Source organism: Microbulbifer maximicatervae (SeqCode), from assembly GCF_052467385.1.
Genome location: NZ_CP174311.1, coordinates 2,610,397 through 2,624,196 on the forward strand (window position 1 = coordinate 2,610,397; position 13,800 = coordinate 2,624,196).

At 48.7% G+C, this 13,800-nt stretch carries 9 protein-coding genes and 2 tRNA genes; 5 read left to right on the forward strand and 6 right to left on the reverse strand.

The window, feature by feature from the left end; translation table 11 throughout:
- Positions 1 to 88: 88 nt before the first annotated feature.
- The 5 genes from ACJJIR_RS10955 to ACJJIR_RS10975 all read right to left on the reverse strand — a co-directional run bounded on the left by ACJJIR_RS10955 (position 89) and on the right by ACJJIR_RS10975 (position 7,435).
- Positions 89 to 2,809: a TonB-dependent receptor domain-containing protein gene (locus ACJJIR_RS10955; RefSeq protein ID WP_444905347.1), complete on the reverse strand. Its 2,721-nt coding sequence runs from the start codon at positions 2,807 to 2,809 to the stop codon at positions 89 to 91.
- A 122-nt stretch (positions 2,810 to 2,931) separates the two neighbouring features.
- On the reverse strand, positions 2,932 to 4,599 hold the full coding sequence (locus ACJJIR_RS10960) for a beta-helix domain-containing protein (protein ID WP_444905348.1): 1,668 nt from the start codon (positions 4,597 to 4,599) through the stop codon (positions 2,932 to 2,934).
- A 592-nt stretch (positions 4,600 to 5,191) separates the two neighbouring features.
- On the reverse strand, positions 5,192 to 5,746 hold the full coding sequence (locus ACJJIR_RS10965) for a DUF1285 domain-containing protein (protein WP_444905349.1): 555 nt from the start codon (positions 5,744 to 5,746) through the stop codon (positions 5,192 to 5,194).
- Positions 5,739 to 6,425 (reverse strand): TetR/AcrR family transcriptional regulator, encoded by a 687-nt coding sequence (locus ACJJIR_RS10970; RefSeq protein ID WP_282932697.1) that lies wholly within the window; start codon positions 6,423 to 6,425, stop codon positions 5,739 to 5,741. Before ACJJIR_RS10970 ends, ACJJIR_RS10965 begins: the two co-directional genes overlap by 8 nt.
- Positions 6,426 to 6,754: 329 nt before the next feature.
- Positions 6,755 to 7,435, reverse strand: coding sequence for a hypothetical protein (locus ACJJIR_RS10975; protein WP_444905350.1), 681 nt, complete (start codon positions 7,433 to 7,435; stop codon positions 6,755 to 6,757).
- Between the two features lie 349 nt (positions 7,436 to 7,784).
- Between ACJJIR_RS10975 and ACJJIR_RS10980 the strand changes: the two genes are divergently transcribed.
- Both ACJJIR_RS10980 and ACJJIR_RS10985 read left to right on the forward strand, forming a co-directional pair.
- Positions 7,785 to 8,633: an acyl-CoA thioesterase gene (locus tag ACJJIR_RS10980; protein WP_282932695.1), complete on the forward strand. Its 849-nt coding sequence runs from the start codon at positions 7,785 to 7,787 to the stop codon at positions 8,631 to 8,633.
- Positions 8,634 to 8,702: 69 nt separating this feature from the next.
- A tRNA-Pro gene (locus tag ACJJIR_RS10985) sits at positions 8,703 to 8,779 on the forward strand.
- 434 nt (positions 8,780 to 9,213) lie between these two features.
- Here the strand turns inward: ACJJIR_RS10985 and ACJJIR_RS10990 are convergent.
- Positions 9,214 to 9,290, reverse strand: a tRNA-Pro gene (locus ACJJIR_RS10990).
- 1,122 nt (positions 9,291 to 10,412) lie between these two features.
- Here ACJJIR_RS10990 and ACJJIR_RS10995 point away from each other — a divergent pair.
- The 3 genes from ACJJIR_RS10995 to ACJJIR_RS11005 all read left to right on the forward strand — a co-directional run bounded on the left by ACJJIR_RS10995 (position 10,413) and on the right by ACJJIR_RS11005 (position 13,599).
- Positions 10,413 to 11,282: a polyadenylate binding domain-containing protein gene (locus ACJJIR_RS10995; protein ID WP_444905351.1), complete on the forward strand. Its 870-nt coding sequence runs from the start codon at positions 10,413 to 10,415 to the stop codon at positions 11,280 to 11,282.
- Between the two features lie 90 nt (positions 11,283 to 11,372).
- A complete protein-coding gene (locus ACJJIR_RS11000; protein ID WP_282932693.1) occupies positions 11,373 to 11,606 on the forward strand; it encodes a hypothetical protein in 234 nt (77 codons plus the stop codon).
- An 85-nt stretch (positions 11,607 to 11,691) separates the two neighbouring features.
- Entirely contained in the window at positions 11,692 to 13,599 is a 1,908-nt protein-coding gene (locus tag ACJJIR_RS11005; RefSeq protein ID WP_444905352.1) for a S8 family peptidase, read from the forward strand.
- Positions 13,600 to 13,800 lie beyond the last annotated feature (201 nt).

Below are 13,800 nucleotides of genomic sequence, written 5' to 3' on the forward strand. Positions count from 1 at the left end.
TAAAAAATGGCGCCGATGGCGCCATTTTTTATTGCTTGAGAACGCATATTTTCATGCACTTAATCCAAGGCACAGCCAGCTGACCTCCCTAGAATTTGTACTGCGCGCTCAATGCGAAAGTCTGCCCAACCTCCTCTTCAAAAACGGTGACGCCCTGCCTCTCAATTTCAATGGCTTCACCCAAAAGGTTCTGCACTTTCGCCTTCACCGTCACCTCATCAGTTGGATACCAGAAGTAAGTCAAATCCAGAGAGTGGAATGGCTGCTCAAATGAATCGGGATGAGGATCTCGCCCCGCTTTGTAAAGGCGCTCACCAAATACGTTGTAAACCAAGCTGGCAGAATGGTTCCCGTCCGGACTGTCAAAACCGAGCAGCATATTGACAACATAATCAGATGCACCAGTCATCTCGCGGACATCATTCGTCGGTGCATCGGCCTCATTACCGGCAACAATTTCCGAGTCTTGCAGAGTAATATTACCCTGCAAAAAGAAGCTCTCCAGTGGGTCAGAGATAAAACCAAGGCTTTTCATACCTTCTATTTCTATACCGGTAATCTCACCAGACTCAGCATTAATAATCTCCCGAGCAATATTGTCATCACTCGAGGCAGCTTCAAAGAATTCAATAGGGTTAATAATATCCTTATAGAAAGCCGAAATGGTCAGACTATCGCCACTATCAAAAAACCACTCTGCGCGAATATCGTAGTTGTCGATCTCCGACGGCCGAACACTCGAATTCCCCCTGATCTGATCATCAGTGTGCGGATCTATATAAATAGCGTCGGTAATTTCACGCAAGTCAGGCCGAACAGCGGTCTTGGATGCACCGAACCTCAACTGGAATGTCTCCGCCCAAAATGACCCCATATAGGTCAAGGATAATGATGGATAAATATCGTCATCCGTATATACCGCTTCAGCCAACTCTTCAGGGTCATTCGTAATCTGCGGCTCACTTTGCGAGAAACTATAGGGGTTCCACTCTAAAGCAGCTTGACTATAGTCCTCCCATCGGGCCCCGGCTGATATACGCCAGGTTTCCTCAAGAGTCCAATCGAACTTACCGTAGATCGCATCTGTCGAAGTAGCGGCCAAATAACTTTGCTTGTTACTGCCAGACTTGGCAAAAACAAAGTTATTTTCATCGTTAGTGATATTGGTATCGCTAAACACATCACTCAAAGGGTCATCAAGAATTGAGGGGTCAGCCACACTGAAGATATCCAATCCAAATTCAGTTTGCTTATAGGAGCGCCCCTTCTCAATTCGAGCAAACCCACCACTCAACTCCAACGAAGACGAGGAAAACTCAACGGGCAATGTTGCGGACCAACCGTAGTTTCGGACCTCATCCTCCAGCTCGGTAAATCGAAAACTCGCACTCCGCGAAGCAATATCCACCGTTGAGTTAATAACCTCTCCGGTTTCAGGGTCAGTTTCGGCGTTAGCAATCACCTCAACCTGATTGGGGATATCTGTCATCGCCGTTGAATCGGAGTAGAACCAGTCAACCACCAAATCCTCAGGCACCCAACTTAGGGAGCTGACGGACAGCAGGCCTTTTGTTTCTGGACCAAGAGAGTGACTTCCCTTTATTTGATGAAGCACCAGCTCCCGCTCTTCATACTTCAGGTCATAATTTCTCGATCCAGCGCCATCAGACAATAGACGATTTGAGTCAAAGTAATCCCTGATTGAAGTCTCATCGTCCGTATTCCTCAAATACAAACTGATACTCTCAACCGAATGCTCGTCCGCAAAACGTATACCTAGGTTTAAATTTCCACTGATATCTACGGAGTAAGTAGACTCGGTTCGACGGTCAACCTGCTCCTGTGGGTTACCGTAGTCACGAATAGTGCGCTCACTCTCCCTCCACTTACTCTTGTAGGAGGCTCCAGCCAGGAAACCGAACTCCCAATCGTCCCCGTAGTAGAAGCGATTCCCTACACTAGCCTTGTAGTCTTGGTCAGGATCGCTAGATTCCTCTTTAATAGAAATATCACGATTCAAGCTTAGGGCGAGTTCCCTATTTAGCGCTTTAGCCGCCTTTTCCGCCTCCTGGTTACTTGAATACTCATTCCCCTCAGCAATCAAGGTATCACGGATATCCGCAACTGAAATATTACCCTTGAAGCGTTGCAGTGCCGCAGATATCTCACCCGGCATCGCCCTGGTACCATCATCAGCACCCCAAATATCATCATCTCCACCGCTGTAGCTGAGCACATCACCATTGACTTCACTATTGGTGCCCGTACCAACTTCAATAGCGTAAGTCAGATCATCAGGTATCCCTTTGGTGCGGATATCGACATTACCACCTCCAAACGAGGCAGACTTATCAACTGAGTAGCTCTTCTGTACCGCTAGCGATTCCACGATAGAGGTCGGGAATAGATCTAGTGGGATGACATTTCTGGTCAGATCCGGGGATGGCACCGTCGAACCATTGAGAGTTGTACTTGAATATCGCTCACCCAAGCCCCTTACGTAAACGAACTTGTCACTTACCAGGGATAATCCGGATACTCGTCGCAGCGCTGCGGCTACGGTAGAGTCCCCCACCCTGCTGATCATCTCAGCCCCGAGGATATCCGTAACTACCTCCTCCTCCAGGCGCTCGCTGATTAGGACTTCAGCAGAGTCCTTCAGCCGCCCCTGGACTACAACCTCTTCAATCCCAGGAGTGGCACTATCAACCAGTTCAGCATCCTGTGCATACACTCCAGCTGCAAATGTGGAGCCCGCAGCTACCGCCAAAACAAGCGGCGCCCTTTGAAATCTTTCGCACTTAACCATCTCTCAGGCCTCTTTTCATTCCTAAGAATCACGGTCTTAAATCAAATAAGGCGCCGACTCCATCAGCGAAGGCGGCGCCTTAATTGATTGGGATTAGCATCCCCAACCGCTACCTCGATCTATTACTCAAACCAGAGAGGTTGAGCGCGATCACCCTGGTGAAGACCGTAAGTCCAACCCTGAGTCCAATCGGTACCATCCTGCTCAAGCGCACCCAAATAGGCACGACCCAGTTCGGCAGAAACCGTAGGTGCAACGCCATCGATCACTTGAGCAGATGCATCAACAGTGAACATTGCAGGGGAACCGCCGAGCAAAACAAAGTCAGTATCGGCATTAGAGGTTGGATTAACTTCACCGGAGATAGTGGCAAATTGGTTACCGCTATCCACAGCCCAAGTCTCAACATTGAAGCTGTCTTCATCGGTTTTAGTGCGATCTTCACAGGCGAAAATGTTGGAAGTCAGAGCCACCTCAGTCCCAGCAGATGCTTCGCCGCGAGTTTGAGAGCTCTCAATACGCAGGCAGTAGTTATCGCCGGCCACGCCAGTCTCATCAGCAAAGAAGGAGGCCACAACTATAGAATTAGTGATCATTGGATAAATACCCTCACGCAGGCGCCAGCCTGCACCGGGGTCATGAGTACCCTCTTCTTGAGCGGAAACAATACAGGTCAGCCCGTCAATTACTGGTCGACTGTTGAGACCCTGGCTGATCAAGGTCGAATAATCAGCTCCATCACTATATGAACCGATGCCATCGGCCTCTATACAGTGATTGCCGTCAGTCTCACTTTGAATCACCAAAGCATTGGTAATACTTCCACGATAACCTTCATCAATATCAATGGAGTCATCGCGAACGTAGAGTGCAACATAATTTTCGACATCTACAGCGCCACCGAAGAACTCGATACCGTCATCGTAAGTTGAGTATGTTTGAAGGTTACGGATCGTTGTGCCATTACCTACAGCATCAAAAGCAATTCCGTTCAACTCATCACCACTAGCAACTTCTGCGCCTGTGTGTTTGACAACAACGTACAAAAGCTCTCCCGAGTTATCGGCATTGTTGTCACCGCCGTAGTAGGAGGTATTGTCATCAGTGGATCCTTCAGCAGCTACGTGACACTCGCCATCAAGAGTCAGATCACCACCACCAATAGAACCTGTATATTGGCATTTGTTCGTTACACCAAAGCCATTAATAACCATTCCACCCCACTGTGAAACATCCTCCGGACCTACAGTGCCAAGAACATCAGTTTCTGACGTAAAAGTGATGGGAGATGTTTCTGTACCGCGAGCAAAGACTTGCGATCCACGGTTTACAACCATAAATGCTGAATTATCTTTAAAAGCGATAGTGGCGCCCGCCTCAATTTCCAGTTTTACGCCGTCACCACCCTCAGAAATACCGGCTGCTGCTAGGTCAGAATCGCTGGAGTAACTTTCTCCAACAAACAAACTGCCGCTAAAGACATGAGCTCCATTGCTATCCAGCGCAGTGAGATATAAATCTTCAGTTAATGGGTTTGCAGCAGAAACAAAATCAGTTGTGTAATAGCAGTTACCACCGCTAAATTCACCTTGTACACTTGAACTTTCTAAAGTGGCACATGGATTCTCATCAGTGGAACCTCCGCCAGGATTTGTCACTGAATTATCTACCGAGTTGTCCACCGAGTTATCTACTGTTTCCGGCTCGATACTCACACCGCCACCGTCACAACCAGCTAATAGCGCAGCAATCGCAGCTGCCAGTATGAGCCTATTCTGTACTCGCTTCATGTTTCCCCCTATAGGAATTTCAATCCAAAACTTTAATTGCTTCAACTCCGCCATTTTTAAAAAAAATAAATGGCAGCAACCAAACAAATAAAAACTATATTTTTTTGTTTCGCCGTAGCGATTTGGACGGAGGGAAGTTTAGAAATGCACTGTTGCGGATTTGTTACTTATTTAGATATTTCCGTAAATTATCGAATTAATATTCTATTCCTTTCAGAACAAATACACTTATATTTCCATAAGATTTCAAACACTATTTTTTTAATAGAAATGAAATACAGCAACACCACAAATAAATAGTACGGACATGTATATTCCCGGGCTATTTTCCGGATTCAAGCAAGCACCGGCACAATCAAGTATAAATTCCACAGCGGTAATCAAAATACAGGAGCGATAGTGGCATCCACTAAACAGTTTGACACCAAAGATATAAATAAGGAAAGTTCGTCGAGAGAGTAAAGTCAGGAGCTATAGGGTCAAGCAAGTACTTTCTAAACTCGAACAGTGAGGAGCAAGGCTATGAATTAAAGCCCCAGCTACAAATCAGCGCTGAGGCGCGAGGAATCCGCCAGCAGGAACCGGGAGCTATCTAATTGCAAGAACCCAGCAGGAAATCTTTTCCGTCACTTTGCACAAAAAGCTTATCGGTATCGCGATCCCCTTCAAGCGCCCAGTCTACCAACTGGTAAAAAACATCACGGGAAACGCGAGCCTGTAACCCCCCTCGAATCTCCAGGTAAGGGATTGGCTGCGGCGGAGCACCAAAGTCTCTCAGTTGCCACTGCCCCTCTTCCGACAGCTCAACAACGTCGCCCACATTTGTGGTGAAAAGTAGCTGCTGATGAGTACTTCCGGGGTTGCGGGCCACCTGAGTGATTACAAATGGAACATCCTCCACTGTGATTCGCAGCTTTTCGACAGGGGTGACAAGGAAGTATTCATCCCCCTCACGCTTCAAAATGCTGGCAAACAGTTTCACAAGAGGATGACGACGAATCTCTGTTCCCTCGTGGATCCAACGGCCATCAGATTTGATGACCATATCCATGTCCCCACAAAGCTCTGGGTTCCACCTTTCTACAGGTGGATGCCCATGAAATTCAGCCTGTAATTTTTGCAGCTGCTGGAACAGGGGCTCAGCCAAGGGCGGACCCCGCAGAATCGCTGTGATGGCTTGTCTGGCTTCCCTCTGGCGTTTTGCGAGAGGACATATCACCGATATGCACACCCACATCCATAATAAACTCCATCAAACCTTCCCTGTCCTCTATTACATTGGCAAAAGACTTGGAGTGATAAAGCTCTACCGCCCCTTGCACAAGCGCCCAGTATGTTGAGTAATAGAAGTATGCAGGAACGTTCTTCAGCATGCCCTGCTCCATACGGCGCTCAAAGACCCGATTGAGAGAGGTAGCATTGGAATTACGAATATTGTGGAGCTCCGCAATCATTTCTGGAGCCAGGTTCAACGCGATAATCTTCTCCTCCAGGCGCTGGAAGAGTCTATCTTTGCCAGGATCGGCCATACGAGATTCAAAATAGGCGCGGGCTGGAGCGGTGATATCACCTTGCTCGGCCAGGGCTACAGCGGTCTTGAGACGTTCAGCAAGGGATTTTTCATAATCCATCAGCAAACGCATGTAGATTTCTGTCTTGGAAATGAAGTGCTTGTAAATCGTGCCCTTACCGATATCCACACGCTCGGCAATCTGTTCGACCGTGACTTTCTCTTCACCGTGCTCCAACAGAAGCTCCAGAGCCGCATCCAGGATACGCTGCTCCCGCGCGCGGAACCGCTGAACCTTCTCTTTTGCCTTATCCATACTTCCGACCTTCTTTGCCCGTAAAAATGGGGACTGAAATTGACTATTCATTCATGAATGATAGGCAATTCAAGTCGGTTGGAAAAGTAAATCGGGGAATTAGACTGCCTAATATTAAAAATATTAGGCCATTTTGCTCAAAATTTACTCAAAATGAGCCAATTTTAAGCTGAGAGCAGACCTTTTATTTTAGCATGTGGTGACGTTTGGCGAGCCCAAGCATTGCACATAACACATAAAATTCGACGATCGAGTGATTGCGGGGTAGTCCATTACCCCAATACTTCCGAATGAAATCAAGAACTAAACCAGAACACAAGAAGCCACTATTAAACGGACTTCAGCTTTAGCTCCAACAGAGGCGCGACTACATCGTTGTCCTGCGTGCGTATCCAGAGCATTTCCTCCTCTGAGTAGAGCTCTGCAACAATCGCATTAGCTAATTCACAATCATGAGAAATCAAATGCTGCGCCAACCACTCTGCAGCAAAGGTACGTTTTTTACCGAGCGTACCCTGTGAACGCTTGTACAGGTTTTTTACTGCCTTGCGCGCATATTCCACTGAGGCAACACCTGGAGTGGCCTCAACCATCTTGCGATGCAACTTTTTGCTTTTCTGTTCGATGATATAAGGAAGCACTTGGCCAGAAACATAGTCGTGGGCGACCGATCCTTTACAAGGACAGCTATACGACTTCCTGTTTTCGTAGATTCTTTTCAGAGCATTGAGGTGATTATTGGTCTTGTATGCGGATCGGGCCGCCAAACCAGCGTAACCAATGGATAATGCTGTTCCAGCAACAACCAAACCAATACCCGTCGCAGAAGTCGCAGCCGCTGCACCGGTAGCCAGGCCGGTTAGTGTGGCACCTGTAGCCGTCTGTGCACCCCACACCCCATAATAAGCAGCGGAGCCAACCCCTCCAGCCACAGCCTTTGCGGTACGGTGCCGACTGACAACCTTGCCGAAATTCAGTGGTGGACGTATATCAATATTGTTGTGTGGCACCTGTGGTATCTCCTACTTCTCTTATTCAATCTTTGTTGGATAGCTGCAAACAAATTAGTCCAACTGTCCCAACAACTATTGGCGCTTTATACCACAGAAATAAGAAAGAATTCGACAAGTCGCAATAGTCAATAGCACAGAGTTTCAACTTGACTGAGAAAATCAGTAGCTAGTGTATGGAAAAGAGCTGGATAGCTATACGAGGTGGCACCTGTGACCAAAATGGGCCTAACGTTCAAAATATGAATGGGGTTAAAGGGATTTGCTGTTATTATCCTTTTGATTAAGAGCGCAAAGCTCCCCATCTGCAAACTCTGTTAAGTGGAATAGGTAACGGGCAAAATCCCTTATGTTGGAAAAATTAGGTAAGTTATTGGATGTTGAAGAGCTGGATCGAAATCTCTTCCGCAGTCGTCATCACGTTGAAAATTATCGTAAAGTGCTTTTTGGCGGGCAAGTTCTGGGCCAAGCACTGATGGCAGCAACTCGTACCGTTGAGCATCGCCTACCCCACTCCCTGCACGCCTACTTCCTCCGCCCAGGCTCTAGTGAGCTGCCGGTGATCTACGAAGTAGACCCAATCCGCGATGGCGGCAGCTTTACCACTCGTCGCGTAGTCGCCAAGCAGCGCGGGCGCGCGATCTTCAATATGTCCGCCTCCTTCCAAATTCGGGAACCCGGATTTGACCACCAGGCCGACCTGCCTTGTGTCGAGATTCCCTCTCCTGAGAGCCTGAAAAACACCCAGGAGCTGGCCCTGGAAGCTGGATTGGTTAGCCCGCAGTACGATCAGCGGCGCTATATGATCGATTTTCGTCCGGTAGACCCGCAAAGCTACTTTGGCGCTGAAACCCGCGAAGCCAAATGCATGTTCTGGCTGCGGGCAGAGGGCGAGATGTCGGACGACCCGATGGAGCACCGAGCAGCACTTTGCTATGCATCCGATATGGGACTCCTGGGTACCTCCCTACAGCCGCACGACATATCCTTATTCGACCCCCAATTGATGCCCGCGAGCGTTGACCACGCGATGTGGTTCCACCGCGATTTCCGCCTGGATCAATGGCTTCTCTATGTAACGGATAGCCCTTCGGCAACCGGTGCCAGAGGCTTTACCCGCGGCCAGATTTTCACCCGCGACGGAACGCTGGTAGCGTCTACCTGCCAAGAGGGACTGATTCGACAAATAAAAAATTAAATCAGTGGTTTACAGCAGAAAAATTGCTGCTATAGTGCCGCCCCTTCGCAAATGATGCGAAACAAAAAACGGTGAGTAGCGCAGCCTGGTAGCGCACTTCGTTCGGGACGAAGGGGTCGGAGGTTCGAATCCTCTCTCACCGACCATACAAAAAGAAAAAGCCCGCTAAAAGCGGGCTTTTTTGTCTCTGAACTTTTAAGCTGATGAAAAACAGTTCAGATTGCCCCTTACTTTCCCTCAGCACATTGTACCTGGAAAAAGTGCAAACAACTCCTACTTGTACCTTGTTGGGGCCCCACCTTAGAGTCGCTTGCTATTCAACTTCGTTAAATCATTGGCTAATGCGGAAGCGCACTACAAAAGTCAGATGCGATGGGGACAAATAAAGAATGGGTTTCAGAAATACCGACGAGGCTTTGAGTATGGCTGGCTTGGCTATTTACACCGATAAACAACTAAGAGATTACAGCCTCAAGGCAGCTGTGTAATTACCCACGTAAACCTTTAGAGTAAAAGCTCTACCAGGAATGAAATCATAAAACACAAAAAAGCCCGCTAAAGCGGGCTTTTTCTTTTTGTATGGTCGGTGAGAGAGGATTCGAACCTCCGACCCCTTCGTCCCGAACGAAGTGCGCTACCAGGCTGCGCTACTCACCGAGGCCGCGAATACTACTGATCCATTTTTCAAAGATCAAGTAATTTTTGGCGCGAATGTCATCATAGGTCATTTTGCCGACACAACCGGTCTTTGAATTGTCCTCAGAGACAGTCTAATCCGCATTATAGCTGGACCTCCCCGGCTCCAAGCGCCTCTTTCTACACTGGAGATTCAAGCTTTACGGTTGCTAGCAATAGCCCCAACCTCCGACATATCCATTTAGTCTGTCAACTAACAACCAATCCCTTACTCGCCCTGGGCTCGGACACTTTCCACCAATCTACCCACTCTCTGAATTCTCTTCACGAATACGGCAAACTGAGGTCGCCAAAAAAATACCGATATTATTTCTATCCACTTTCTTGTATTTACGTATCTTCAACCACTATCAAGTACTTTTAGTTTTGAGAGCACACGGATAAAAAAATGCAAAGCTCTCCACAGAGGATGCAAGAGTTTGGAGCAGAAAAAACCAAGAAGGGCATACGGCGCGAGGCAATAGCAAATTACATTGAAAAGCTACTAGATACCGTTTTTTGATGTTTTGAGTAAGTAGACCTTTATATAAAAGCGAACTGAAAAGCTTGTTAAGCTGCTTTTCCAAGACATCGATATAAACAGTTACCTTTAAATTCCAGTTCGCTATTTGCGGATATTTCTACAAGTGCCGCTATTTTTCACCGGGCACCCGAGGGGATTTTTCCCGAGCCCTAACACCAACACAAGGGAGCAGCACCCTGCACGCCACAAGAATATTAACCGCTCATTTAAGTAGCATATCCCGAGTAAGACTTTATTTTTTAAATAAATAATCCCTTTGGGAAAATTACAAAATTTTAAGAAAAATGGTGACTACAATTGCGCCCCCATTACCTTTTTGTTTCCCGCTCCATTTTTTTTCAAACTTTCCCTGTACTTCTGAAAAGCTTCTCTATACTCAGATCAGCCGGCTGAGTGTCCGTCGCAAGATGCAACAACTCGAAAGCTCATTACCGATTTATTATCAGCAGGCTGATCCTAAAAACGGGGCTCTATCAAGCTCCAAAATTCTCACCCGTAAACCATGAAATAACCTGGGCGATAGCCCCCTATCGTCATTGGTCTACTCGAGGAGTACGTTCATGTACCAACCATATGCATATGCTCAAGGGATCTTTGGACAACCACAAAACTATGCCGTACCTCCGATTAATCCGGTCGTCGGACTCACTCCCCCCCAGCCATACCTACCGCTTCAACAGTTAGCACCACAAGGATTGCTGGGAGAGTTTATTAGCCGTGCAGCTCCGGTAGTTGGTGGCATTGTCGGTGGACCACAAGGTCAATTGATCAATGCACTCGGCGGATTGGGCCAAGTACTGCCCTTCCAGGCCGCACCACAGCTTCCACAACAGTTAGCGCCCCACATTCCTCAGCAGCTTGCTCCACAAATTCCACCTCAGTTCGCCCATCAGTTTGCCCCCCAAAACTATCTCAGCGAATTGATAAACCGCACGGCCCCTGTTTTGGCCAATTACATCAATAACCCTCAGGCACAGCTAATCAATGCAGCCGCCCAACTAGGGCAGCTCTTACCCTATCAAGCCGCTCCGCAACTGCCACCGCAAGGTCTCCTCGGTGAGTTGATTAGTCGTGCCGCACCTGCTCTTGGCAACTACATTGGCGTGCCTCAACAAGGTCAACTCCTTAACAACTTGGCGCGCCTCAACCACCTGCTGCCCTACCAGGCCGCACCGCAATTCACGCCACACCTCGTTCCTCAGACCTACATCGGCCAACCGGTAAATCAACTGGCACCTGTGGCTCCAGAGCAGTATGGATCGGTTCCCCCGCAGGCTTTTGCACCACTGAGTCAACCGGTGCCATTCCAGGCTTTCCCGCAGCCGCCACAGCAACCTTTTCAGAATTTGAGTGGCATCGGGCAACCACTACCCTATCAGGCAATGCCGCAACCCAACTCAGCCTTTCAGCAACAGGCTTATCTGCACTAAAAATGCAAAAAAAGGGGCTTCAGGCCCCTTTTCCTGGGGGTGGGTTCGACCCTGCCCTATTTTGGATGGCGCAGTCACAATGAGAAGAAAATGAAGAAGTTTGAGCAATATGTAGCCGTACCCAATCGTAAGGTATCAGCTAGCACTCTGGAGCTAGAGGAGCTGGTGAAGGAAGCTTCAAATTGCCCCGATGTTAAGGACGTTACTTTACGCAAAAGCAACGTCACCCTTGTGGCTACACCCGATGCCGTCGACGACCTGAGAAAGAAATTGAGAGGCAAAGTAATTATTGATCCGGATCAACCTGTCCACCCTCTCAATTGAGACTGAAACCCACTCGATTCACCACTTTCAGACGTTTCACACGCGTACTAAATCAGTACCGCACTGAAAGCGAAGGAACATGAACATGACTGAATCCCGACAAGAAAAGGCCGCAGGAGAACCTTCGGTCGAGGTTGCAGAGAAAGTCGAGTTACTTATTTCACCCCGCCGCAGCCTGATGGCTAAATCCATGGGCGTGCAGCCATTGAGCTCGGGCTCAATGCACCATGTGATTTCCACTATTGCCAGGCAGGCAGGTTGTGAGGTGCTTCGTGAAATACGCCCCGGCAGAAAACTAAAAACGCTGTCCTCCGCCGATGAGGCCACCAATATTTACAAAGTCCGTATGGATGTGGATGCTGCTGCGGCACTTTACCAGACCACTCCACCAAACGTCGCCGTTGAACTGGACTCACTTCTCTCTTACGGGCAAGCGAGTTATTCACCGACCTTTTCAGCAGTTTTTGCCCAGCAACCCGGACTATTACGCGAATACCATGTCCAGGCACAGCAGGTGCACTTCCGCGTTATCGGCGCAAAAGGTGAGCCCATACGCGACGCTCAAATAATTGTTGAAAGCGCGGGCTTTCCCCAGGAGGGGGTCACTAACAATAAAGGGGAGGTTGCGCTCAGTATTTTTGCGCAAAGCGGCGGCGCTCAAGTGAAATCACTTCTGATCCGTCCCGCCAAAGATTTCTGGAACAAATATATTCGCAGCCCCTCCCTATCGCTCACCGGTGTGAACCTGGTGAAACTCCAACCTCTGAGCGAGGCCATACCCAACTTCCCCAATGATGCCTCCTATGGCTGGGGGCAAAAGTACATGGGCCTGGACCAGCTACCCGATGAATACACAGGCAAAGGTATCAAAATCGCAATCATCGATTCCGGTGCGGACAATAAGCACCCAATACTGAGCCATTTAAAGAATGGTATCGATGTCACCAATAATTACGATACCGATAGCTGGGTAGAAGATATCGTCGGCCATGGAACTCACTGTGCGGGAATTATTACAGGCCAACCCTCTGGCTCCGAAGCAATACGCGGATTTGCTCCTGAAGCCGAAGTCTATGTATTCAAAGTTTTCCCCGGCGGGCAATTTAGTAGCTTGATTGATGCGCTCTCACATTGCATAGAGCTCGGCGTTGATGTGGTGAATATGAGCCTGGGCAGCTCTGATTCATCAGAGGCTGTTGAGCAGCAAATCGAGGAAGCGGTCCAACATGGTATCGCCTGTATAGTTGCCGCAGGCAACAATGGCGGGGCAGTCCAGTATCCAGCCAGATCCCCAAATGCTATGGCTGTAGGCGCTCTTGGAATGCTCAATGAGTTCCCCAAAGATTCCTGGGAAGCGCAAACAGTAATACCCTCAACAGCATCAGCCGACGGTCTATTTGTTCCTAGGTTTAGCGCTTTCGGCCAGGAAATTTCTGTTGCCGCACCTGGTGTGGGTATCGTTTCGTCTGTGCCTGACAAAGGCTTCGATGTTCAGTCAGGTACATCAATGGCCGCGCCGCATATTACCGGTTTGGCAGCTCTACTACTTGCCCACCATCCATTATTTAAAGGTGCGCTCCGGCAGAAAGATGTATCCAGAGTGACCGCCTTATTCCAACTGATCCAATCCTTGGCCGCACCAATGCCCCTCGGGGCAGAGAGAGTTGGCGCAGGTGTTCCCAAGCTTTTCGGTATCAACTCCGCTTTTGAGTCCGCTAAAGAGCAAGCAAGGGCCGCGGGTACTCATGCCGCAACCGCGCAAGGCCCCTCCCCAGCCACTCCATACTCTGGATTTACCATGAGTCCGTTACAGGGCTACCCCCCTCAAGCTACACCCAGTTGGCAGGGGCAGTTTGTGCCGGGAGGTTATTACCCTTCCGAAATAGCCGCGGTTAACCCCCAGCAACCAATGGTAAGCAGTTTTCCAGATGGATTTGCCCTGAGCGCCTACGCTATGCAGTTCGTTGATCCCCGTGCAATCAGATATTGGTAGCTCTGTCGCCATCGTTAGTTAGACTGCAAAAGACCTTTCAAGACCGCAGCTATGCTGCGGTCTTATCCTTCGTAGCGCTCAATTCCCACTTAGTCAGCATGCCTGCCCACTAGCCCAGCCCTCTCAAAAGATGTTTGTGACGGCCCACCCATATCTATCTTCTTGGTTACTTATACGGGAGATGCTTACTAGTATGTGTGG